The organism is Enterococcus sp., from assembly GCF_022711995.1.
In the GTDB taxonomy this organism is placed as follows: domain Bacteria; phylum Bacillota; class Bacilli; order Lactobacillales; family Enterococcaceae; genus Enterococcus_D.
Genome location: NZ_JALAHI010000084.1, coordinates 1 through 22893, shown reverse-complemented (window position 1 = coordinate 22893; position 22893 = coordinate 1). Strand labels below are relative to the sequence as shown.

20 protein-coding genes and 1 other RNA gene are annotated in these 22893 nt (G+C 42.9%); 7 read left to right on the top strand and 14 right to left on the bottom strand.

The annotated features are described in order from the left end of the window. Positions 1 to 211 precede the first annotated feature (211 nt). The 10 genes from Q0A12_RS08220 to Q0A12_RS08175 form a co-directional block, all read right to left on the bottom strand. Positions 212 to 1696 (bottom strand): PASTA domain-containing protein, encoded by a 1485-nt coding sequence (locus Q0A12_RS08220; protein WP_291292172.1) that lies wholly within the window; start codon positions 1694 to 1696, stop codon positions 212 to 214. Next, positions 1689 to 2363, bottom strand: coding sequence for an ABC transporter ATP-binding protein (locus tag Q0A12_RS08215; RefSeq protein ID WP_291292171.1), 675 nt, complete (start codon positions 2361 to 2363; stop codon positions 1689 to 1691). The genes Q0A12_RS08220 and Q0A12_RS08215 overlap by 8 nt, the downstream gene beginning before the upstream one ends. Before the next feature lie 12 nt (positions 2364 to 2375). After that, positions 2376 to 3905, bottom strand: coding sequence for an ABC transporter permease (locus Q0A12_RS08210; protein WP_291292170.1), 1530 nt, complete (start codon positions 3903 to 3905; stop codon positions 2376 to 2378). 325 nt (positions 3906 to 4230) lie between these two features. Further along, entirely contained in the window at positions 4231 to 4689 is a 459-nt protein-coding gene (dtd, locus tag Q0A12_RS08205) for a D-aminoacyl-tRNA deacylase (RefSeq protein ID WP_291292169.1), read from the bottom strand. Positions 4690 to 4696: 7 nt separating this feature from the next. Beyond that, the gene (locus Q0A12_RS08200; RefSeq protein WP_291292168.1) at positions 4697 to 6907 is read right to left on the bottom strand and encodes a bifunctional (p)ppGpp synthetase/guanosine-3',5'-bis(diphosphate) 3'-pyrophosphohydrolase; all 2211 of its coding nucleotides are present in this window, start codon (positions 6905 to 6907) and stop codon (positions 4697 to 4699) included. Between the two features lie 206 nt (positions 6908 to 7113). After that, positions 7114 to 7773 (bottom strand): deoxyribose-phosphate aldolase, encoded by a 660-nt coding sequence (locus Q0A12_RS08195; protein WP_291292167.1) that lies wholly within the window; start codon positions 7771 to 7773, stop codon positions 7114 to 7116. Between the two features lie 4 nt (positions 7774 to 7777). Next, positions 7778 to 8533: a 16S rRNA (uracil(1498)-N(3))-methyltransferase gene (locus Q0A12_RS08190; RefSeq protein WP_291292166.1), complete on the bottom strand. Its 756-nt coding sequence runs from the start codon at positions 8531 to 8533 to the stop codon at positions 7778 to 7780. A gap of 10 nt (positions 8534 to 8543) precedes the next feature. Further along, positions 8544 to 9485, bottom strand: a complete 942-nt coding sequence (prmA, locus tag Q0A12_RS08185) for a 50S ribosomal protein L11 methyltransferase (RefSeq protein ID WP_291292165.1) — start codon at positions 9483 to 9485, stop codon at positions 8544 to 8546. A gap of 11 nt (positions 9486 to 9496) precedes the next feature. Then, positions 9497 to 9985 (bottom strand): DUF3013 family protein, encoded by a 489-nt coding sequence (locus Q0A12_RS08180; protein ID WP_291292164.1) that lies wholly within the window; start codon positions 9983 to 9985, stop codon positions 9497 to 9499. A gap of 17 nt (positions 9986 to 10002) precedes the next feature. Beyond that, complete coding sequence (locus tag Q0A12_RS08175; protein WP_291292163.1) at positions 10003 to 10623, bottom strand: DNA-3-methyladenine glycosylase; 621 nt, start codon at positions 10621 to 10623, stop codon at positions 10003 to 10005. Between the two features lie 176 nt (positions 10624 to 10799). Between Q0A12_RS08175 and Q0A12_RS08170 the strand changes: the two genes are divergently transcribed. From Q0A12_RS08170 to Q0A12_RS08155, 4 genes are all read left to right on the top strand, one after another. Beyond that, the gene (locus Q0A12_RS08170) at positions 10800 to 12077 is read left to right on the top strand and encodes a replication-associated recombination protein A (protein WP_291292162.1); all 1278 of its coding nucleotides are present in this window, start codon (positions 10800 to 10802) and stop codon (positions 12075 to 12077) included. Positions 12078 to 12173: 96 nt separating this feature from the next. Beyond that, positions 12174 to 12368, top strand: a non-coding RNA gene (ssrS, locus tag Q0A12_RS08165) — 6S RNA. Between the two features lie 117 nt (positions 12369 to 12485). Further along, positions 12486 to 12770 carry a hypothetical protein gene (locus Q0A12_RS08160; RefSeq protein WP_291292161.1) on the top strand — a complete coding sequence of 95 codons (285 nt, stop codon included), beginning with the start codon at positions 12486 to 12488 and terminating at the stop codon, positions 12768 to 12770. A gap of 63 nt (positions 12771 to 12833) precedes the next feature. Beyond that, a complete protein-coding gene (locus tag Q0A12_RS08155) occupies positions 12834 to 13316 on the top strand; it encodes a universal stress protein (protein ID WP_291292160.1) in 483 nt (160 codons plus the stop codon). 346 nt (positions 13317 to 13662) lie between these two features. On the opposite strand, the gene Q0A12_RS08150 is transcribed toward Q0A12_RS08155, so the two are convergent. Continuing rightward, positions 13663 to 15243 (bottom strand): ABC transporter, encoded by a 1581-nt coding sequence (locus Q0A12_RS08150; protein WP_291292159.1) that lies wholly within the window; start codon positions 15241 to 15243, stop codon positions 13663 to 13665. Then, positions 15240 to 16001 (bottom strand): ABC transporter ATP-binding protein, encoded by a 762-nt coding sequence (locus tag Q0A12_RS08145; RefSeq protein ID WP_291292158.1) that lies wholly within the window; start codon positions 15999 to 16001, stop codon positions 15240 to 15242. The genes Q0A12_RS08150 and Q0A12_RS08145 overlap by 4 nt, the downstream gene beginning before the upstream one ends. 270 nt (positions 16002 to 16271) lie before the next feature. Here Q0A12_RS08145 and Q0A12_RS08140 point away from each other — a divergent pair, with 270 nt between their 5' ends. The 3 genes from Q0A12_RS08140 to abc-f all read left to right on the top strand — a co-directional run bounded on the left by Q0A12_RS08140 (position 16272) and on the right by abc-f (position 20154). Then, positions 16272 to 18278, top strand: coding sequence for a KUP/HAK/KT family potassium transporter (locus Q0A12_RS08140; RefSeq protein ID WP_291292157.1), 2007 nt, complete (start codon positions 16272 to 16274; stop codon positions 18276 to 18278). A 59-nt stretch (positions 18279 to 18337) separates the two neighbouring features. Then, positions 18338 to 18466: a hypothetical protein gene (locus tag Q0A12_RS08135; RefSeq protein WP_291292156.1), complete on the top strand. Its 129-nt coding sequence runs from the start codon at positions 18338 to 18340 to the stop codon at positions 18464 to 18466. Positions 18467 to 18570: 104 nt separating this feature from the next. Further along, positions 18571 to 20154 (top strand): ribosomal protection-like ABC-F family protein, encoded by a 1584-nt coding sequence (gene abc-f / locus Q0A12_RS08130; RefSeq protein WP_291292155.1) that lies wholly within the window; start codon positions 18571 to 18573, stop codon positions 20152 to 20154. 128 nt (positions 20155 to 20282) lie between these two features. Here abc-f and Q0A12_RS08125 read toward each other — a convergent pair whose 3' ends face one another. Then, on the bottom strand, positions 20283 to 21140 hold the full coding sequence (locus Q0A12_RS08125; RefSeq protein ID WP_291292154.1) for a radical SAM protein: 858 nt from the start codon (positions 21138 to 21140) through the stop codon (positions 20283 to 20285). 100 nt (positions 21141 to 21240) lie between these two features. Further along, complete coding sequence (locus Q0A12_RS08120) at positions 21241 to 22701, bottom strand: peptide MFS transporter (protein WP_291292153.1); 1461 nt, start codon at positions 22699 to 22701, stop codon at positions 21241 to 21243. Between the last annotated feature and the right edge of the window lie 192 nt (positions 22702 to 22893).

Here is a 22893-nt window from a genome sequence, read left to right as displayed (position 1 = left end):
CTTTCTTGAAAAAACAGAATTTTTTGACTATACAGAGTCCTGATGTAGCCCTTAAAATCTTCCCTAAAAAAGCTAAAAAAACTACCTAAATGAATGCTGATTCTTCTGCTTCGATCTGAAGGGATCGACAAACAGGGAACACATTCATTTAGGTAATTTACTAACTCATTGCTAGGTTTTAGTAGGCGTTACTGGAAGATCACTGGGAACCTCATTCACTAGCTGAACTGTCCGTTCCTGCAGGCGTCTCTGTCGAATCTGCCTCCGGACTGTCAGTAGATGGCGTTACAGGACTGCCTTGCAAGTTTCCACGACTGATTCCAATCGTGATCGATAGTTCCATAGGAATAAATTCACCATAACGGCTCATCTCAACCACGGTTCCTTTAGGTTCTGCGGAATCCACATAGTACACATCGTAATAAACGTAAGCCCCTTTCGATTTATACTCATCAAAGAACAGTTTCGGCAGATCGCCTTCTGTTGCTTGATAGCGAATATCTTTCAAATAAGGTTGTCCTAGTGAATAAACCACTTTCACCGTCGGCAGTGTATCACTGTCACTATATTCTTTGCCAGCTTCTTCCGATTGGCTGATGAAATTGCCATAGCCAATCTGATCCGAGTAGACCGTCTTGACTTGGATCGGAATTTTCGACTCTAATTCTTGTGCTTGTTCGATCGTATATTGTGAAAAATCAGGAACAACTATCGCTTTCCCTTTAGAAACTTTGACAAGAAACTGATCCTTTTTAGCTAGCTTACTGCCTTTAACCGGCTCTTGGGAAACCACGACATCTGCCGCAACGGTATCAGAAAAAACAGCTTCTTCTTTGTATTTCAATTCATTTTTCTTCGCCCATTCCTGCGCTTCCCCTTTGGTTTTGCCTGTAAAGTCAGTGACTTCGATATTCTTTTCAAACACTTCTTTGTCTTTGGAATAATAGACGCTTAGACGATCTTTGCGTTTGTACGCATCAAGGTCTTGCTCTTTGTTTGCGGCTTCCTGTTTGATAAAGGCACCTGCTTCGATTTTGTCATTATACTGTTCGATCAATGAAACATTTTCAGCCTTTTGTTTCTCGATCCATTCTTTCGCCGTTTCAGCTGTCAGCGATGAAAAGTCCGGCAATTCAATGATTTCTTCCGGATCAGGACCCAAGCTTGCTTTGACCGTCAATGTCTTGCCTTTTTTGATTTTCTGATCTGCGGCAACACTTTGACTAACGATTTGGTTGGTCTCCACATCAAAGTCATAGACTTGATCTACTTTGATCGCCACGCCATTTTCCGTGCCCCATGTTCGGGCTTCCGATAAATCTTTCTTAGCAAAATCAGGAACCTTCACATGGGTCAATTGGTAATAGGTCACACTACTGATAGCAATCAGTGCAAGGATCACTCCGGCAATCAACAAGTATTTTTTTTGTTGCTGCTTGCGGTAGGTGGGATCAAACTCTGTTTCTTCTTTTCCAAATCGACTGACTGGCTGAGAAGAGGTCGCTTTCCGAGTTGCTCGCTTCATTTCAGGCGAAGGTTCTACGGTCTCCTCAGTGCTACTTTGATCCGCTGTAGCGGCTTCAGAAATTTCTGCTGCCGGCATTGTTTTTTCATCTGGATCAGAAGGTTTAGGTACGATCTCCTTCTTTTTCCCATCATAATTATCCGGACTGAAATTTGATAAAAAATCACTCATCTTTATTCAACACACCCTTACGCAAATAGAGCACTTCGTCAGCTTGTTGAGCAATTTCGTTTGCATGGGTCACAACGATCACACATTTGTTATGAACGTGCGCCAAGTCTTTGAAAATATCGATGATTTCCTGTTCCATTTCTTCATCTAAATTTCCGGTTGGTTCATCTGCCAAAATAATATCGACATTTGTTGCCAATGCACGAGCGATCGCCACCCGTTGCTGTTCCCCACCAGATAATTGATTGACCAAACGGTCTGCTTTTTCTTTCGTGATCCCAATATAATCCAATAAGTTGTAAGCAACTTCTCTTTGGTTATCGGGTAATTGATTGTCTGTGATGGACATCGGAACCAGCACATTTTCTACAGCTGACAGATAAGGAATCAGATTGTAGCTTTGAAAAATGATACTGATGTCGTCCCGACGATATTTTTCATGACCAATCTTTTGAATATCTTCACCATTAAAGAGAACTGCGCCGCTTTTTGGTGTGTCTAACGCGCTGATCAAGGAAAGAAATGTGGTTTTCCCTGACCCAGACTGGCCTAAAATCGCGTAGAATTTTCCTTTTTCAAACGCCACGGATGTTTCTTTCAAAATATAGCGCCGCTGGTCGCCATCTTGATAATAGTAATCTACTTCTTTTGTTTCCAACAAAGCCATTTTTTCTTCCTCCTACATCATGATTTTCTTTGGATTCAACCGCAAAATATATAATAGCGGCAAGATTGCGGACAATAAGACGGTACCTAATCCTAATAGCAAATAAGTGACGATGTAGCCTACGGAGAAGGTGACTTTATAAGCACTTTGAATATCCGAATAGCTGAGGGTAGACGACATCATTGCACTGGAATAATAAGTGTCTGTTTGCGATAGATTTGTCATCCAGTCACTTTGCATCAATGTGTTGGACACCGCGCCTCCTAACAGATTTCCGGTCACCAATGAACAAATGAGAGCAAGCAAGCTGACCAGTACCACTTCGATCACGATTTGACCAATCACTTTTCCTCTTCCTTCTCCCAAAGAGAGATAGATTCCAAGCTCTTGTTTGCGATCTCGCAAGAACAGAAGAACCACTAAAGAAATGATGAAGACAGTAGCAATAGCAGCAATGATCACGATATAACGAGAAATCGTTCCCAGACGGTTCATACCACCGGCAATCTGTTCGTATTGATCTGTCGAAGCCACTACCTGATAGTAATCAGGTAGTAATGGGTTCGCTTCTTGTTTGAAGGCTTCGACATCATCGGTAGAGTTCAGCACATACATTGCCTGATAATATTCTTGTTCACTCGTATCCGCTTCTGTGCCTCCCCACATTTTTTCGGTTTGCACTTTATTCAAATCTTTTACTAATTGATTGGTGGCATAGACCGTGTTTATTTGGTCAACCGCTTGCCAGATTTGGTTGGCCTTTTCTTCTTGGGATGCGTTGCTGTTGTCTGACTCCTTTTTGACCACACTGAAAATACCCGCGATTTTCACCGGATAATCCGCAGTTACCACTTGAGAAGTGCTTTGTTCCAGGTCATCTGCTTCTGTTGATTCATCTGCTTCTGTCCCTTCCCCAGAGTCATCTACACTCACATCGTTATACATCTCACTGCGCATATCCAAAACGACTTGGTCACCCACAGACAAATTATTTTTTTCAGCAACTTCCTTACTGATCAAAACGGATCCTGTTGCTTCAGACAAGTCTTTTTCACTGAAAATCTCGCCCTCGATCAGCTTGATATTCCCTTCTTCCATATCTAATGGTTGTAAGCGATTGCCGCCTTTCACACTGAAATAGTTGCCACCAGCCATGCCAAAGGATTCATCTTCCGGTGTGTAAGCTTTAAATTTTTTCGTCTCCAACCAGCCTATCATGGTATAGTCGTAGTATTTGACGTAATCTAATTTTCCTGCCTTGTCGTAGTCTTCCGTTGTCGGCGGTTTCGGATAATTGTCTTCAGAATACCTTTCCTCATCCGATTTTCCTTCATTGTCTTTTTCAAACTGTTCGTAGTCAAATTCTACTGTAGCGATGTTTCCCATCTTCTTTTTCGTTTCCCGTTCCACGTTCATCGTCGATTGTTGAACGGCTACCGCACCTGCGATCACATTTCCCAAAATAAAAATAACTAAAAATAAAATGAACGATTTCCCTTTCCTTCGAGTAACACTTTTTAATGCACGCTGCCAAAAATTCATTGTCATTTCCTCCAGTGACATTATTTTTTAACCATTATTTCACATTTGCGCTTTAAGGACAATCTAATTTAAGAAAAATCTTTTAGAAATCCCGTCAAAAAATAACTTTTTTTGCAAAGGTTACCATTGCGAAGGTCATCCTATTCAGCTCTTAAATAACTATTTCTAAACAATTAGAAATATCTTACATTTTCGTAAGATAGATTAAGAAATGTTTCATTTGGACCAAACAGACGGAACGTAAAAAAAGATGACTGCAAATTCGTAAATGAACTTGCGGTCATCTTTTTCGTTTCATTGGCACTGTTGGCGAAGCATCCTCTGCTTACTTACGTGGACCATTCTCTTTCGTATCGATCAAGATCGTCACCGGACCGTCATTGATCAAAGAAACTTGCATGTCTGCACCAAAACGACCAGTAGCCACTTCGATGCCAGCAGCTTGCAACCCAGCATTGAACGCTTCGTACAAGGGGATTGCCACGTCTGGGCGGGCGGCTTGAATAAAACTCGGTCGGTTTCCTTTTTTGGTTTCACCATACAATGTAAATTGGGAAACGCTCAAAATGGCGCCGTTGATAGCTGCGACGGATTGATTCATCTTTCCAGCTTCATCTTCAAATACCCGCAGATTGTAGATTTTGCGGATCAAATAATCCACATCTTCTTGGGTATCCTCATGGGTGATTCCCAAGAGAACCAAGAACCCTTTTTGAATGGCGCCTACAGTAGTACCATCGATTGCCACACTAGCTTGACTAACACGTTGAATGACTGCTCGCATAGCTGACTCACCCCTTCGTTCTTCTAACGCTATATACTTCTGGAATCTGTTTGATTTTATCTACGATCGATTTCAGATGGGTTAGATTTTGGATCGAGACGGTGATTCTGATTGTCGCCATCTTGTCTTTGTTGGTTTTCGCTTCGACACTGACCAAGCGTTTCGTCACTGCATTGACCGTTTGCAAAACATCATTCAATAATCCGGAACGATCATAGCCATAGATTTCTAAGTCAGCATCATACTCTTTGCCGCTGTTAGAAGTATCTTCCCATTCGACATCGATCAGTCGATTGGCGTTCTCTTTGCTTTGGACATTCGGACAGTCGCTGCGGTGAATCGAGATGCCGCGACCTTTCGTGATATAGCCGACGATCGCATCACCAGGAACTGGATTACAGCAGCGAGAGATCCGAATCAGTAAGTTGTCTACCCCTTCGATCACAATGCCGCCTTCGTGACGGACTTTCATTTTCTCCGGTTCCTTCTTCGCTGGCTGATTGATCATATCCTGTACTTGTTGTTTTTGTTTTTCGATCTGTTTTTCGCGGCGCTCTTCTTCCGTCAAACGATTCGCCAGCGTGGTCGGGCTTACTTCGCCAAAACCGACAGAAGCAAATAGATCATCTTCGGTTTGGTAATTGAACCGTTCACAAGCTTCCGCCATCTTGCTTTTTGTTAAAAATTCTTTTGGTACAAAGCCCATATCCAACAGTGTTTTGACTACTGCTTCATGTCCTTTGATAATATTCTCGTCACGATCTTGGGCTTTGAAAAAGCGTTTGATCTTGTTTTTCGCTTTACTGGTAGCAACAAGCTTGATCCAGTCTCGGCTTGGACCGAATGAATTTGGTGATGTCAAAATTTCAATGATGTCGCCATTTTTCAATTTGTAATCCAACTGGACCATCTTACCATTTACTTTTGCACCGGTGGTTTTATTCCCAATATCGGTATGAATACTGTAGGCAAAATCTAGCGGACTTGAACCTTGAGGTAATTCTGTGACATCGCCTTTCGGTGTGAACACGTATACTTTGTCACTAAAAATGTCCCCTTTGACACCTTCCATAAATTCAGAAGCATCATAGCTTTCATCTTGCAGTTCCAAAATTTCGCGGAACCAGCCAACTTGCTGGGTCATTTTGTCTGCTTTGACTTTCTCCGTCCGACCTTCTTTATACGCCCAGTGAGCCGCAACCCCAAACTCAGCGATCTCATGCATTTCGTGGGTCCGAATCTGGATTTCTACCGGATTGCCTTTGGGTCCGATTACGGTCGTATGCAATGACTGATACATATTTGCCTTGGGCATGGCAATGTAGTCCTTAAACCGACCCGGCATTGGTTTCCATTTTGTGTGGATCGTTCCCAAAACAGCATAGCAGTCTTTGATGGAATCAACGATCACCCGAATGGCCAAAAGATCATAGATTTCATTGAATTGCTTTTTCTGATCTTTCATTTTGCGGTAGATCGAATAAATATGTTTCGGCCGCCCATAGATTTCAGCAAAAATATCTAATTCTTCGGTAGCAAGCCGAATCTGTTCCACTGTTTCTGACACATAGGCTTCCCGTTCTTCTCGCTTGGTTTGCATCAGATGAACGATGCGATAATATTGTTGTGGGTTCAAATAACGCAGTGAAATGTCTTCTAGTTCCCACTTGATCCGGCTGATCCCCAAACGATGTGCCAATGGCGCATAGATCTCCATCGTTTCTTGGGCGATTCGCCGTTGTTTGTCTTCCCGCAGGTGCTTCAATGTACGCATATTATGTAAGCGGTCCGCTAATTTGACCATGATCACGCGCAAATCTTGAGCCATCGCGATCAGCATTTTGCGATGATTCTCTGCCAGTTGTTCTTCATGGGACTTGTATTTGATTTTCCCTAATTTTGTCACACCATCGACCAGCATCGCTACATCCGCACCAAAGACTTCTTTCAAGTCTGCTAGAGTCACTTCCGTATCTTCCACCACATCATGCAAAAAACCAGTGGCGACTGTATGAGGATCCATTTGCAGTTCCGCTAAAATCCCTGCTACTTGAATAGGATGGATGATGTAAGGCTCGCCGGACTTGCGAAACTGATCTTTGTGGGCTTCTGTCGCATAATCTAAAGCTTTTTGTACAAATGCGACATGTTCTTCGCTCATATAGTGGGCGACAAGCTTGATCACGCCAGGTCCAGATAATATCACTTCTTTTGCCATGAAACGCGCCTCCTTTTTCCTATTTTCAAAAAGCAAGACAGAAGCCGCTTCTAAAAAATCCCGCTATCCCAAACTCTCTGAGTAGCAGAACTCTTGAAGCAATGCGCTTCTGCCTGGCCATCTTCTTTTATGATTAGTGCCATTATACAAACTTTTCTGTTTTTTTTCAATTCTCCCTATCCTGCTCAAAGAAGACCGTACAAGGGTTATTCAGTCAAAAGGACTGTTGACTCCGTAAATGGCAAACCAATTTTGGCCGCCCCTGCCTGCAAAAGTGCTGCAAGGGGTTGCTGATCTCCCTCAGTACCTGCCACATTGACTTGGATTCTTAGTTGCGAACCGCCATCTAACGCAAAAATCGACACATCATGCAAAGCCTCTGAAACAGATAGCGTCTGACCAAGAGTAATACTCGGCCAGTTCCATGCTTTCAGATGTTGGGCTACTTGAATCTTTGCCAATTCATTCATAAATGCAGTATTGATCGCCCAGCGAATCTCCCCGCCTGACAGGGCTAGCGAGCGGCTCGTCTCCATGAATTCTTCCAAATCAGCGACTTGCTCTTCTTCCGCCAAGAGGGTCGCTGGCAACCAGACTTCCAGAAAATCAGCCCCATCCATAAAAGAACGTCCAATCTCAAAAGCCTTTTTCGCGATTGTCCCTTGTGCCAAAGGAAAGTCGACGACACAGCCGACTTGGATCTCAGAGCCAGCGAGCAACTGCTTCACTCTGCGTAAGTCACTAGGCAAGACAATGATTTCTTGGACACCTAGCGCTTTAAATTCAGTAATCGTATCTTTTAATAGCCAATCCGTCAGACCAGCTTGTAAAAATCGAAAACTAAGCACGTCTTTGAATTGCTTCACCTGATCACTTCCTTATCAATTCAGTTAGTACGCTGACAGCGCTCAAAAAATAAAAGGGTGCGGTTTCCGTTCGCAGAATACGTGGTCCTAGCCCGCAGATCACCGCGCCTTGGGATTGCGCATGAGTGATTTCAGCAGGTGTCAAACCACCTTCTGGTCCAAAAATCGCCAAGATTCGGCTGCCAGGAGCGGCTGTGGACAAAAGTTCCACCAGCTTGGCATTTTCGCCGCTTTTAGCCGATTCCTCATAGGCAACGAGCACATGGTCATACTCTGTCAACCGATCCCACAGCTCTTTGTCCGTCGCTGCTAACTCAACGATCGGTGTTCGTTGCCGCTGTGCTTGTTCGGCAGCCTCTTGGGCAATTTTTTGCAGCCGCTGCTGTTTCTTTTGCAGCTTCTTGTGATCCCACTTCACCACCGAAGACTGAGCAGGGAACCCGATAAATTTGGCGGCCCCCAGCTCCGTGCCTTTTTGCACGATCAGCTCCAATTTGTCTCCTTTGGGATACCCACTGGCAATTGTGACATGAATCGGTAATTCCTTGTCCTGCTGTTCCTTTTCAACTTCGATCAGCTGGACCATTTGTTCACTGATCTGCTGGATTTTCGCAATGATCGCTACTTGGTCTTGAAAAACTAAATAGACACAATCACCCGGAACCATCCGCATCACCCGTACCATGTGATGGAAAGGTTCTCCTTCTACTTCATAAACAGACTTTGCCTCATAATCCTCATTCAAAAAATATCGCTGCATATGCCATTACCTACTCTGGTTTTTTTAGTGCGATCGCGTACCAGTCTTTTTGGTTCAAGATTTGATCCACGACAAATCCTTGCGCTGTCATGGCATCGATCACAAGTTGTTTTTTCGCTTCGATGATTCCCGAAACAATCAATGTTCCCGTAGGCTTCAATAATCGCCACGCATCTGGGATCATCAGTAAGATGATATCCGCCAAAATATTCGCTACAATGATATCTGCTTCAATCTCAATACCGGTCAAGAGGTCATTGGCAGCAACGGTCACGGTTTCGGCAACTGGGTTCAGTGCCATATTTTCTTTTGCGGCCCGAACAGCCACTTCGTCAAGGTCATAAGCATACACGTGTTTCGCCCCTAAATGACGACTGGCAATACTTAAAACTCCTGATCCCGTCCCAACATCCAAAACCGTTTCCTCGCCTCGCAGGTACATTTCTAGTGCCTGTAACGTCAAGCGCGTCGTTGGGTGTGTGCCAGTTCCAAAAGCCATCCCTGGATCTAACGCAATGATTTTTTCGGTAGGATCTGTGGTGTCATATTTCTCCCAGCTAGGGACAATCGTTAAATAGCGCGTGATCCGTACGGGATGATAATATTTCTTCCAAGCCGTCGCCCACTCCTCTTCCACCACTTCACTGTAAGTAATCTCATTTTTGCCAATGGCTAACCCATATTCCGGCAAGCGAGCGACCGCCGCTTCAATAAATGGCAAAATTTCTGGCAGAAAGATGGTCTCAGGAAAATAAGCCGTTACTTGAGCGCCTTCATCTAGTGTCGTATAGGTTTCTTTGTCTAATATTTCGCCATAGGCATCGCTTTTAAAGTTCTCAATATCAAGAACATCTTCAATTGCCACACCACTAGCCCCTTGTTCCATCAAAATATTGGCAACTGCTTCAACCGCTTCACTTGCAGTAGCTACTTTCACTTCATTCCATTTCATTTCTTTGCTCCTTAATAACTTGGATAAGGAATATAGGATTCCCCATCTTTTTCTTGATAGGTGTTCATGCGATCCAATAGCTGATCTTGATCAAAAGCCAGTTCAAAGACTGCCTCTTCACTCACATCGTTCAAAAAGTCCAGCAAATCGCTCTCCCCTTCAGTTAAGATTTCTTTGATGTAATCTACTAAAGCGTCCAACAAAGCTTTTTGGATTCCTTTTTTTCCTGCATAGGGAATGACTGCCAAAAAATCTTCTTCTGCAAAAGAAGATTTCTGAGGATCAAACAATAAAATACCATCTTCAAATTCGATAACCTCTTCTTCTGAAGCGACTCCTTGGGCATCATCTACCTGCAAATGATTCGGGTTCTCTGCAAATAAGCGTAAAACAAGTTCAATAGTATGGTTCCTTGCGTCCCAATCCAAAGCAACATCGTACTCAGGGATTTTTTTGGTCAATTGTTTGTCTAAATAAGTCAGCATTGTTTCTTTAGCCATTGTACATTCCTTCTTTCCTATTGCCAGCCATGATCCGGCTGGACAGCAGCTTTTCTGCTGTTCGTAATATATGGATTGCCTGCTACGACAAAGCGCAGCGGTTTGTGGGTCCACTCTCCTTTATTCGGAATACCGATCCTAGGAACAGCGAGGATTTCTTTTGGCCTTCGCCGTTTGTCGCTGTTCAGGTGCAGTGGACTGTTAAAAATCGAATGCCCATAATAATCCGGCGTAATTCCCAATGCTTTTACGAGCTTTCCGGGACCATTAGAAAGATCTGGACCGGATTTCCCGCGATTTGCCTCCATCTGTAGAATTCCTTCGACGGGTTCCAATCCCCGAATCATGATTCCTTGAGGGATTCCCTCAGGCTGCGTGATAAAATTCAAAATCAAATGGGTGTGCATCGTATATAAATAAATCGTTCCCGGCTTTTCATACATGGCTCGAACCCGCGGCGTGTTCCGCATCCCAAAGCTATGAGCCGCAAGATCGTCTGGTCCTAGATAAGCTTCACAGTCTACGATATATCCACCTAATTTTCCCAGGGGGGTCTCATGTTCCAGATACATGCCTAATAATTGCCGAGCAATTGCCGTTGTAGATTTTTGGGCAAATAATTGTTCCATCTCATTCATTTTCTTCACCTTCTTTATTTTACACAATTCTCATGGAACTTACTATCGATTACGATCATCTTATCAATTGTTTGACCTTTCGATCACTGCTTGCTCAGTTCCTGAGGGAAACCGTCCTCTTCCTTATGGGAATGTACGTTCTTATGATATACTAAAGAAAACGAAAGGAGCTTACTATGCAACAACCACTTGCGTACCGCATGCGTCCTCGAAACCTTGATGAAGTCGTAGGTCAACAGCATTTAGTTGGTCCCGGAAAGATCATTCGCCGGATGGTTGAGGCCAAGATGCTCTCTTCCATGATCCTGTATGGTCCACCAGGAACCGGAAAAACCAGTATCGCTAGTGCGATTGCCGGTTCCACCCGTTATGCATTCCGAATGCTCAATGCTGCCACCGATACGAAAAAAGACCTTCAGATTGTGGCCGAAGAAGCTAAAATGAGCGGCACAGTCATTTTACTTTTAGATGAGGTTCATCGATTGGATAAAACCAAGCAGGATTTTTTACTGCCTCATTTAGAAAGCGGAAAAATCATCTTGATTGGCGCTACCACTGAAAATCCTTATATCACTATTAATCCGGCGATCCGTAGCCGGACACAAATTTTTGAAGTCAAACCACTGCAAGAAGCGGATATTTTAACTGCCATCGATGCCGCATTAGCGGATCAAGACCGAGGCTTGGGAACAGCATCCATCCAGTTGACCGAAGAAGCTCGTCTCCATCTGTCACGAGCCACCAATGGGGATCTCCGCAGTGCCTTGAATGGATTGGAACTTGCGGCACGCTCCACGCCACCAAGTTTAGATGGCACGATTCATCTCACTTTATCGGTTATTGAAGAATGCGTTCAGCGCAAAGCATTGACTCATGACAAAGATGGCGATGCCCATTATGATGTCATCTCTGCTTTTCAAAAATCGATCCGCGGCAGCGATGTTGATGCGGCTCTGCATTATTTAGGGCGTCTAGTAGAGGCAGGAGACCTGGCGATTATTTGCCGGCGCCTGATGGTGATCGGGTATGAAGATATTGGGCTAGCCAATCCAGCTGCTGCCGCCCGAACAGTCAACGCCGTCTTAGCCGCGGAACGACTAGGTCTGCCAGAAGCCAGGATCCCTTTGGCAGATACCGTGGTGGATCTTTGTCTGTCACCGAAGTCTAACTCTGCTTATCTAGCACTAGATGCTGCCATTGCAGATATCCGTGCCGGCAATGCCGGAGATGTCCCTGACCATTTAAGAGACAGCCATTACAAAGGAGCTGAATCCTTGAATCGTGGCGTCGGTTATCAGTACCCTCATAACTTTGAGGATGCATGGGTCGATCAGCAATACTTGCCGGATAAAATCAAACAGGCACACTATTATCAGCCAAAAGCTACCGGGAAATACGAGCAAGCGCTAGGTCAACGATACCAGCAATTGCAACAGCGAAAAAAACGTCCTTAACCCGCCTAAAGGTCTCGCGAGGGCGAGGGATATTTTTGTCACCGTTTTCAATCTTCTTTATTGCTACTTTTGTTCTCCTATGCTACTATGAAGGTGGGAAATCTGTGATGTACGAGTTGTCCCATTTGTGTGTTGACCGAACATTTTTATTGATATATTGGGATCCGTCTTGTGTCAAAGCTGGTAACATGCCTTTTCATTTGGTAGTTCGATGCTTAGACCGTGGAACCCACCTGCTAGAATTTGCGGGATCAATACTACGGGAAAAAGAACGGCATCTACGGATATTACCCATTCTTTATTGAATGTGCCATCTACTTAGGTAGGTGGCTTTTTTGTGTCCTTTGCTATTCCTTTGACACTTCGCTATACTAAAACTATCTTACAAGAGAAGGACGGATTTCACGGATGATTTTTTTATTATTTTTAGTCGCTGCTATTTTACTGTTCGGCGTCTGCTACTTGCTATTAGCAAAACAAGCTATTTTCTTTTCTCTTATTCCTGAAAATACTAAAAATCAGACTTTTTTGAGCATTTATGGCTATCTTCATGGTATTTTAGGTATTCTTGCAGTCATCGTTGCATTTTTAGACAAAAAGCTAATCGCACTGTTCTATCTAGCTATTTTACTGATTGGTTCCGCCTCATTTAGTTTACTATTTGCCCGTAAAATGAAAAAAACAGATAATTAGGTTTTTCTTTTTAGTCAAAAAGTTTTACAATAAAGGTGAAGTTATCTGAGAGGAGTGTTTCTTATGTTACAACAATATCAACGAATCATGGTTGCCGTCGATGGCTCAAGTGAGTCAGAGCTAGCTTTCAAAAAAGCTGTGAATGTGGCTCAACGGAATAATTCTGAGCTTGTCCTAGCCCATGTAATCGATACTCGTGCCTTTCAAACGGTCTCTTCCTTTGATGGTATGCTAGCTGAACAAGCAACTGAAATGGCAAAGCAAACATTGAAAGATTATGAAGACTATGCCCGCAAGAATCAAGTCAATACAGTGAAAACGGTGATTGAATATGGTTCACCGAAACCAATCATTGCGAAACAAATACCTGAAGAGAATCAAATCGACTTAATCATGATCGGTGCTACTGGTCTCAATGCAGTCGAACGGATCTTTATTGGTTCTGTCTCCGAATATGTCATTCGTCATGCCTCCTGCGACGTATTGGTCGTACGGACAGACCTCGATAACCAACTACCAACTGCCGGTGATAAAGAGGAAGTATAATATCCCGGCTTGAGCAAAATAAAAAATCTCTCACAAACGGACAATTGCTCGTTTGTGAGAGATTTTTTTGCTTTTTCACCATAAAAAAACTGCCCCAGAAGTCCGTCGATCCTCACACTGTTCAAATAGCCTTTCTTTGAAGCAAGTTACTTCTGGCATTTGTTCAGCAACGTCAAACAACTTCTGGCACAGTCTCTTGCAACAAGCTTGTGGCGCAAGCTTGCTAGCAAAAATTAAAAGCAAAGTAATAGGTATTTATTATCTAATCATGTTTTTTTCTGCTTGTAAAGTTTTTTCTGAATTTTCTGATCACCTTGTTTTCTAGCAAACTTGACTGTCGGTAATATTAGCGAATCAGTTGCCAGAATTTTTGCTGGTAATAGCGATACCACAAGACACTCCCCAGCACCAATAAGAAAAAGACCGGACCATTTACAAGCCAAAATGGAAAGAACATGGTCGCAAATCCATAGCCAGCCAACAATAAGACACTCAGAAACAGCGCCCCCATCATACCAAAGACCAATCCAACACTCCCCGCACCTCGCGTAAACAGCTGACTAACATTGGTCCAATCCAGTAAGAGCAAGCGATAATCCCGAGCAAAATATTTTAAACACAGCAAGTAACAGCCTAACAAAGCACCCAATAAAAAAGTCGTTGCCAATAGAATCGGCATCTTAAAGAGTAGGATTGCCAATAATGCGATCACACCAGTCAAAACCATTTGGAGTAGCAGACCAAATCGGAATTTGGCTTGCAAATAGTTTTTCATGGACAGCGGCAATGAGCGGACAAACTGAAAATTTTGCTGATCCAACGAAATTAGTGTACTGATAAAAGAGGACGGGTTGACCATCATCACAGCTAATGCCATACCTGCCAAAAAGAACACCCCGCAAAAACGAGCATCCATTTGCCCAAAATCCAGTGCCCCGCTTAAAGCAAATGTCACAATAAAAATGATCGGTGTCATCAAAGATGTGGACAATACTTGCATAATCAAGTTGGGATCACGAACAAGCTGGGAATTGTAATTGAACAACAATTGCGACAACCCTTGTCCAGACTTATGCTTTCGCCGCACACCCCCATGATCGGGCACTGCCACAGCTACTTGATCATAAAACTTCGGTAAAATAAAGAAACGAATTGCTCCTAACAGCAACAAACAAACCACTAGAACAATAGCGAAACTCCCGATTCCGGCAGCTGTTAATGGATTGTTCATGATATAGAAAAATGGCAGTAAAAAAGCAATGGCGCTGCGATCCATGATCTGTGTATCGTAGGAACTGGTTTGATTCATCATCATGATCCCTACCACTACTACGATCATGGAAATTCCCAACAACAAACTCGTCATCATTTTTTTATGTTCCCGAAACAGTTTTGTTCGAGCCAAGCCAAAAACGATCAAGCTGCAGATACTAAAAACAATCACGAGAACGAGGACAAAGAGGACAACGGCTAATACAAGTGTTAACAAAATAAAAACCTGTGATCGCAGCCCCGTTAAAAGAAAGAGAACCAGTAACGGAAAGACAAATGGCGCCACTGTTAAAAAGACGACTAGAATCTTGGCGGTAAAAATTTCTGCTTGTCGAAAGGGCAAAGGCAAATAGGCAGGCAAGTCTTGACTCTCAAAAAAAACATTAAAAATGGTCGAAATGCCTTGAGAAAATCCTAGAGCGCCAAAAAGGGCCACATAAAAAGTGAAAAAACCTGGTAAGCGGCTAAAGTCCAGTGCCACCATTGTCAAACCATAGATCAGTAAAAAAATGAGCCCAGATAATAGGTACTGCTGGATCAAATAACGCGTCAACTGTTTGCCGCTTTTTCCTTTTTTACGCGCTTTATCTGTGATTTGCGGATTCGCATATCGAAGATTGACACTCGTCAATGTCAGTAACTGACGCTTGTTCATTTAACCTCGCCTCCTTGTTCTATCAAAGAGGAATCTTCCGCACTCCTACCTGTCATTTTTAAATAGATCGCTTCCAAAGAAAGGTCCGGATTTTGCGCAAGTAACGCATCAACAGACCCGTTATAAAGTAGCTCGCCTTTTTTCAAAATGGCTAGCTGATCACAAAGCTGTTGGGCAGTGTCCAACACGTGGGTGGAAAAAATAACTGTTTTACCTTTGGCAGCGTGGGCTTTCATCATTTCCTTCAAGTCAAAAGCAGCTTGCGGGTCTAAGCCTTGCAAAGGCTCATCCAAAATCCAAATATCTGGATCTGGTACCAATGCCCCGATCAAAATGGTTTTTTGCCGCATCCCATGGGAAAAACTGGCTAAGGTTTCTTCAACATGCGTTGTCATATCAAAGAGCTGGCATAACTCAGCTAAACGCTGATTTTTCTGAGCATCCGGCACCTCATAGGCAGCTGCGATCAGATCCCAATATTCCCCCGCAGTCAGTTGTAAAAACATATCCGGCGAATCTGGGACATAAGCGATTTGTTTTTTGATTTCTTCTCGGTATTGGGCTAATGCTTTACCATCAAAAACGATTTCGCCACTCGTCGGCTGTAAAATACTAACTAGACTCTTGATGGTCGTTGATTTCCCTGCACCATTATGGCCTAAAAAGCCAAAAATCTCACCTTGCTGAATCGTCAAAGAAAGATCCTTCAATGCTTTTTTTGTTCCATACGTTTTACTTACATGTTTCAATTCAATCATTTACTATCCCCCTTAGAAATAAGACTTAACGTAATTTTACGTGAATAAACAGAAAATTTAAAATGTTTATTTACATTATAAATGAAAAAAGTTGACAGGAATCAGCAAAACAAAGATAATTATAGCAATTTAGGGGAGTAGCACATGGGTTTTTCCATGATCATAGATCAACAGCAAGCGGGAATCCGCTGGTCTATGATGTTTCTTGCAAGACCTAGGTGGCAAAGGGCCTCTTAGGTCTTTTTGCAGTTCAATTTGGAGGTAAAATCTATGAGCAAAATGAAAAAATTAACCGCGGGAGGCCTTTTGGTCGCCATGGGGGTGGTCTATGGAGATATCGGGACCAGCCCACTCTATGTGATGAAAGCAATCGTTGAAGACAACGGCGGGTTGAAGACACTCTCCCCAGACTTTGTCTTGGGAAGTGTCTCCCTCTTTTTTTGGACTCTGACTCTGCTTACCACGATTAAGTACGTCCTAATCGCTTTAAATGCGGATAATCACGGTGAGGGAGGAATTTTTTCCTTATATACACTTGTTCGCAAGCAAAGTCGTTATTTGATTATTCCGGCAATCATCGGCGGCGCTGCATTATTGGCAGATGGCGTACTGACTCCTGCTGTCACAGTCACGACGGCCATTGAAGGGTTGCGAGGCATTCCGATGTTTTATAATCATTTTGGCAATGATCAATCCATTATTGTTTGGATTACATTAGCGATCCTTTTCGTTCTTTTTAGCCTGCAACGCTTTGGGACAGAATTCGTAGGTAAAGCATTTGGACCGATCATGCTTGGCTGGTTCACCTTTTTGGGGATCGTTGGTTTGATCAACTTTTCTGGTGATCTATCTGTCATTCGCGCGTTGGATTCCCGTTATGCCATCGGACTGCTGTTTAGTCCTGATAATACTTCAGGTTTGTTCATTCTCGGAAATATTTTTCTGGCAACCACTGGTGCTGAAGCACTATATTCCGATTTGGGACATGTAGGCAAAAAGAATATTTATGCCAGCTGGCCTTACATCAAAATCTGTTTGATGCTTAATTACTTTGGTCAGGCTGCTTGGTTATTAAAGGTTTATCAAGATCCTGCCTATCAACAGATTGAAAACCTAAACCCTTTTTTCCAGGCTTTGCCTCAAGGTTGGACAGTTTTTGGCGTCGGCTTTTCTGCATTAGCCGCAATCATTGCCTCCCAAGCTTTACTTTCCGGCTCTTTCACGTTAGTTTCGGAAGCAATTAAGTTACGCTTGCTGCCGCGGATGCAGATCATGTATCCTGGTTCTTCCATCGGACAAATGTATATTCCCGCGCTTAACCTGATACTGTGGATCGCTTGTTCTGGTGTCGTTCTCTTGTTCCGAACATCCACGCGCATGGAGGCCGCTTATGGCTTAGCGATTACAGTAACCATGTTGATGACCACAGTCTTGTTGTATTTCTTTTTGCGTCAATTCAAAAAAGCGCGTTTTATCGCTCCTTTTATTACCTTATTTTTTGCAGCTATCGAAGGCATCTTCTTCATCTCGAGTGCCGCAAAATTTTTCCACGGTGGGTTCGTTGCAGTTTTGATGGCCACTTTGATTATTGCCATCATGCTGATTTGGGAATGGGGCAACCACATTCAAGAACAAGCTGCCGAAGAAGTTGACTTGACCGAATACATTCCCCAACTACAGGAATTGCGGAATGACGAGACATTGCCATTTTCTCAGACCAATGTCGTCTTTTTAGTTCCGAAACTGCAAGGAAATACGATTGGCCGTCAGTTCATTTATTCGATCCTTGATAAACGGCCGAAACGCGCCAAAGTTTATTGGTTTGTAAATGTGGAAGTCACAGATGAACCTTATACAAAACAGTACGAAGTCTCGATGGCTGAGACAGATTTCATCGTAAAATTGAAACTCTACTTAGGCTTTCGGGTTTCTCAAGAAGTCAATGTCTACATCCGACAAATCATTCAAGAATTGATGAAAGACGGTCGCTTACCAAAACAGCCGCAAAAATACTCACTGACCCCAGGCCGTCAAGTTGGGGACTTCCAGTTTGTTCTGATCGAAGAAGAGTTGTCGAATGTCACCTCATTAACTCGCTGGGAGCGGCAAGTAATGTTAGCCAAACTCTTTATCAAACGGCATACTATTTCACCGGAACGTTGGTTTGGACTCACTTACAGCGATGTGGTCCATGAGACCGTTCCATTAGTGATTGGGCAACCGAAGGCAAGTAACCTTTCTGAAATTGTTCCGGTCAAGAAAAAACTGACTGACTAATTGCAAAGTAAGGTCACTTGCGGTACACTATTGGCAAATAAGCCAAAGGAGGAAACACCATGATGCGCATGACTAAAATAACATGTAACGTCAACTATCAGCGTTACCATATCGCATTTAGCCATGCAATTGGTTTTACAAAAACCGTTTTAGGGACGAGTCTGCCTAAAACAGTTGAATATTCGTAAAATCAATGGCCATCTCAAGGTGTTTATCTCGAATAACATCAGATAAGAATAACACAGGCCATGGATAACCATGGCCTTTTTGAGTGGTCTCAAGGAGTGAGATCATGCTAATTCAAGCAAATAAAATCAGTAAAAATTTTGGCGGTACTCCGCTATTTGAACACTTAACTTTCCAAATTGATCCTGGTGAAAAGATTGGTTTAATCGGCATCAATGGTTCTGGTAAGACAACCTTTTTAGATTTATTACTCGGAACCGAGAAAAATGATACTGGAGCGATCAGCCGACGTAAAGGTCTTTCTATTGGTCATTTGGCACAAGAATTTTCGCCCTCTTCAGAAACGGTGCTGACGTATTTACAAACCTCTTCCCCCCGACTGCAAGAGATAAGTCGCAATATGCGACGTTGTGAACAACAGATGAGCGACCCTGCCGCTGACATATCGAAATTATTGGACCGCTATGGTCAATTACAGCTGCAATTTGAAGAACACGGTGGCTATCTGTTAGAAGACCGGATTCTTGCTAGTTTAAGAGGATTGGGAATAGCGCAGTTGCAAGAAACTTCTTTGCAGGCATTAAGTGGTGGGGAGCGAGTCAAAGTAGAACTAGCAAGATTGCTATTGACAGAGCATGACCTGCTTTTACTGGATGAGCCCACGAATCATCTTGATTTAGCTAGTTTGCATTGGCTGGAAAACTATCTTATCAATACGAAAAAAGCGTATATCGTTATCTCTCATGACCGCGCTTTTCTGGACAAAGTGACGACTAGGATCTGTGAGATTGAAGATGGTCAATTGATTTCTTATCCGGGAAACTATAGCCAATATCGGTCATTGAAACAAGCTCGAATCGCTGAACTGACTAAGAACTATGAGCTGCAGCAAAAAGAATGTCAGCGGCTTAAAAATATGATTCGCCGTTATCGCCAATGGGGAAATGAAGGGGACAATGAGGCCTTTTTCCGTAAAGCCAAAGAAATTGAAAAGCGCTTAGCGAAGATCACTCTCGTCAAGCCCCCGCTGCCTCCTAAAAAAAGAATTCGCACGGTCAATCAAAGTGATCGAACAGGCAAAGAAGTCTTTATCGCCCGTAACATCGGTAAAGTCATGGCCGATCGACTACTCTTTGAAGACAGTAGTTTCTCGATTTACCGGGGCGAGCGCTTAGCGATCATTGGTGAAAATGGCACTGGGAAATCGACCCTGATCCAGCTTTTACTAGGGACTCTGGCGCTTGACGCGGGAACGATCAAATCTGGCAGTAATCTGCTGATCGGGTATCTGCCTCAAAAGCTCTCATTTCAAGATCCTGCTATGCGGGTCCTATCCTTTGCCTATCAATTCATAGGCAATGAACAATCTGCACGACAACAGCTGGCACAAATTGGTTTTTATCAGGAAGATGTTTCCAAACGCATTCAGGATCTTTCTGGCGGTGAGAAGATTCGTCTTTATCTGCTGAAACTTTTTCATAATAAAATCAATGTCCTGCTATTAGATGAGCCTACTAATCATCTGGATATCTATGCTCGTGAAGAAATTGAAGAATTGATCCAACGATTTGATGGGACGTTGATTGCTGTGAGCCATGATCGCTATTTTCTAAAACAAACTTTCCAAGACATGCTGCTGATCCGCGACCAGGAAGTCACGCGGCAGCCCATCGATTGGCAGACCCTTTAAGAGGATTACGTTCGTTTTTTCACCATAAGGAATTGATAGCAGAAAAATCAAATAAAAAAAGCCGCAAGGTAAGAGAACTGGAACACTCTCAACCCCTACGGCTATTTCATTTGTTGAAAAGATGTGAATTAAAAAAGGGTCAACTGCTGGTCTTCAAAACGCTGGATATAGGCAAAGACTTCTTCTGGCCGGTACAGGATTTGGTGGGTTTGACAATATGCACAAAAAATTGCCATTAGCTTTTGCTGATTCGGACTGTTACAAACATACCGATCACCAAAAGCTTGCTGATACTTTTCCTTCATCCCAGGAAAGTCGCGATCCAGCTGCTGATAAAAGTATGCGCGATTTCCCTCCCGCATCGTCACCCCAAAGCCAAAACAGATGATGCCTTTCACTCCCGCCTGTCGGCAGTAATCCAAGATACCTAATAGATTCTCTTCTGTGTCATTGATAAAGGGCAAAATAGGCGATAACCAAACAACTGTAGGGACCCCCGCTTCTTGAAAAGCCTTGAGAGCCAAAAAGCGCTGGTAGGTAGTGGATACTTGTCGTTCCAGTTTCTTGCATAACGTTTCATCGTAAGTCGTCAGTGTCATTTGAACAACTGCTTTCGTTTGACGATTGATTTGCACCAATAAATCAAGATCTTCTAATACCCGCGTTGATTTAGTCAATAGCGCAACCCCAAAACCGTTCTTTTTGATTACTTCCAATACTTGTCTCGTTTGTCTCAAACGCTGCTCTAGATGAATATACGGATCCGACATAGCACCAGTAACCACCATACAAGGCTGACGGCGCTTCTTTAATTGCTGGTCCAAAATCGCAGCTGCCTCTTCTTTGATCTCGATATCTTCAAAGCGGTGGGCCATCTGATAGCAACTGCTGCGACTATCACAATAAATACAGTCATGGGTACACCCTCGATAGAGATTCATGGTGTTATTTGGTGAAAGAATCGTTTTATAGCGTCGTCGATGCATTCCATCCCCTCCTACAGAACCTACGTTCCCATTTATTTTCTCATAGTTTGCCCGAAAGTGCAAAAAAAGACTTGATCCTTTTCAAGATCAAGTCCGTTGATTAATGAATATTCCCAATCAGCTTACGAATTGGTTTTCTTGCCATGTAAAGAATGATCCCTACAACAACTGCTACACCACCCACAATGCCATAATAAGCACCTTCCGTTTGTGGTGTATAGAAACGAGCAATCTGAGCATTGATCGCTTGGGAAGAAGCATCAGCCAATAACCAAATCGCAAGGGTTTGCGCTTCAAAGGCTTTTGGCGCTAACTTGGTCGTCACAGACAGTCCAACTGGTGAAAGACACATTTCGCCGGCAATCATAATAAAGAAACTAAAGACTAACCATAATGGGCTCACACGTTGATCAACCCCAAACAACATGCTTGGGAACATCAATAAAACAAAAGACAAACCTGCTAAAATCAACCCAATCGCAAATTTTACTTCCGTTCGAGGTTGTTTTTTGCCTAACTTCGTCCACAGCCAAACGAATACGGGTGTCAACAGAACCACGAATAATGGATTTAGCGTTTGATAAAGACTCGCTGGAATGGTAATACCAAACAACGTATCTTGCGTCCGATCGGCTGCAAAAAGCGCCAAAATCGATGAGCCTTGTTCTTCTAGAGACCAGAAAACGATGGCCGCTAAAAATAAAGGAATGTAAGCTAAAACTTTTTTCTTTTCATCCGCTGTCACATCACGAGAACGCAACATTTTGGTAAAGTAATAGATGGGTAAAAAGATACCTAAGATACTGATGCAATTGATAAAGAAGTCAACGGTCAGATACCCCATCGCAGCCGCACCACCAAAAATCAAGGCTACAAGCACTAATACGATGAATACGTTACGGAAAAAGACTTTTTTCTCTTGCGCAGACAATGGATTAGTTGGTGTGGTCGCCACATTTTTCAAAGTGGTTTTTCCTTGAACATAATATTGCACCAAACCAATGAACATTCCGATAGCTGCTATTGAAAAACCTAAATGGTAATTGACATTTTGCCCTAAAATTCCCACAATGATCGGTGCTAAAAGTCCGCCAATGTTGATACCCATATAAAAGATCGAAAATCCGGCATCCCGACGGACGTCTTCTTTCGAATATAGATGTCCGACCATTCCTGAAACATTCGACTTCAACAAACCTGTTCCAACAACAATCAGCATCATCGAAACAAATAATGCAGCAATACCAAGAGGTGCCGCTAGAACAATATGCCCGAACATAATGAGGATCCCACCATAAAAAACGGATTTATTCGATCCTAATAATCGGTCCGAGACCCAGCCGCCAACAATACTGGACATATAAACCAATGAACCGTAGATGGACATGATCGCTACAGCTGTTGACTTAGGCAGACCCAATCCGCCATTCGTTACAGCATCATACATAAAGTAAACTAAGATTGCACGCATCCCATAATAACTGAATCGTTCCCACATTTCAGTGAAGAATAGTGTTGACAACCCCCGTGGTTGTCCTAGGAAAGTCTTTTCTTTTTCCATAATTACTGGCTCCTTATAAAAAAACAAATTTAGAAATTTTTCTGAAAATTCACAAATGCCAGTTTATTCCCATTTTGCTAATTTTACAAGGTTAATTTGCTTAGATTATTTTTCAAAAATGGCGCCAAAATAAGACAAAAATGAGAATAGTTTTTTAACTCATTACAAAAGACTGCTATATCAACTTCATTT

Excerpts from the sequence above, each read along its gene's own strand:
- Q0A12_RS08220 (WP_291292172.1), bottom strand. The coding sequence starts at position 1,696 with ATGAGTGATTTTTTATCAAATTTCAGTCCGGATAATTATGATGGGAAA.
- Q0A12_RS08215 (WP_291292171.1), bottom strand. The coding sequence starts at position 2,363 with ATGGCTTTGTTGGAAACAAAAGAAGTAGATTACTATTATCAAGATGGC.
- Q0A12_RS08210 (WP_291292170.1), bottom strand. The coding sequence starts at position 3,905 with ATGAATTTTTGGCAGCGTGCATTAAAAAGTGTTACTCGAAGGAAAGGG.
- dtd (WP_291292169.1), bottom strand. The coding sequence starts at position 4,689 with ATGCGAGCAGTCATTCAACGTGTTAGTCAAGCTAGTGTGGCAATCGAT.
- Q0A12_RS08200 (WP_291292168.1), bottom strand. The coding sequence starts at position 6,907 with ATGGCAAAAGAAGTGATATTATCTGGACCTGGCGTGATCAAGCTTGTC.
- Q0A12_RS08190 (WP_291292166.1), bottom strand. The coding sequence starts at position 8,533 with ATGCAGCGATATTTTTTGAATGAGGATTATGAGGCAAAGTCTGTTTAT.
- prmA (WP_291292165.1), bottom strand. The coding sequence starts at position 9,485 with ATGAAATGGAATGAAGTGAAAGTAGCTACTGCAAGTGAAGCGGTTGAA.
- Q0A12_RS08180 (WP_291292164.1), bottom strand. The coding sequence starts at position 9,985 with ATGGCTAAAGAAACAATGCTGACTTATTTAGACAAACAATTGACCAAA.
- Q0A12_RS08175 (WP_291292163.1), bottom strand. The coding sequence starts at position 10,623 with ATGAATGAGATGGAACAATTATTTGCCCAAAAATCTACAACGGCAATT.
- Q0A12_RS08170 (WP_291292162.1), top strand. The coding sequence starts at position 10,800 with ATGCAACAACCACTTGCGTACCGCATGCGTCCTCGAAACCTTGATGAA.
- Q0A12_RS08160 (WP_291292161.1), top strand. The coding sequence starts at position 12,486 with ATGATTTTTTTATTATTTTTAGTCGCTGCTATTTTACTGTTCGGCGTC.
- Q0A12_RS08155 (WP_291292160.1), top strand. The coding sequence starts at position 12,834 with ATGTTACAACAATATCAACGAATCATGGTTGCCGTCGATGGCTCAAGT.
- Q0A12_RS08150 (WP_291292159.1), bottom strand. The coding sequence starts at position 15,243 with ATGAACAAGCGTCAGTTACTGACATTGACGAGTGTCAATCTTCGATAT.
- Q0A12_RS08145 (WP_291292158.1), bottom strand. The coding sequence starts at position 16,001 with ATGATTGAATTGAAACATGTAAGTAAAACGTATGGAACAAAAAAAGCA.
- Q0A12_RS08140 (WP_291292157.1), top strand. The coding sequence starts at position 16,272 with ATGAGCAAAATGAAAAAATTAACCGCGGGAGGCCTTTTGGTCGCCATG.
- Q0A12_RS08135 (WP_291292156.1), top strand. The coding sequence starts at position 18,338 with ATGATGCGCATGACTAAAATAACATGTAACGTCAACTATCAGCGTTAC.
- abc-f (WP_291292155.1), top strand. The coding sequence starts at position 18,571 with ATGCTAATTCAAGCAAATAAAATCAGTAAAAATTTTGGCGGTACTCCG.
- Q0A12_RS08125 (WP_291292154.1), bottom strand. The coding sequence starts at position 21,140 with ATGCATCGACGACGCTATAAAACGATTCTTTCACCAAATAACACCATG.
- Q0A12_RS08120 (WP_291292153.1), bottom strand. The coding sequence starts at position 22,701 with ATGGAAAAAGAAAAGACTTTCCTAGGACAACCACGGGGGTTGTCAACA.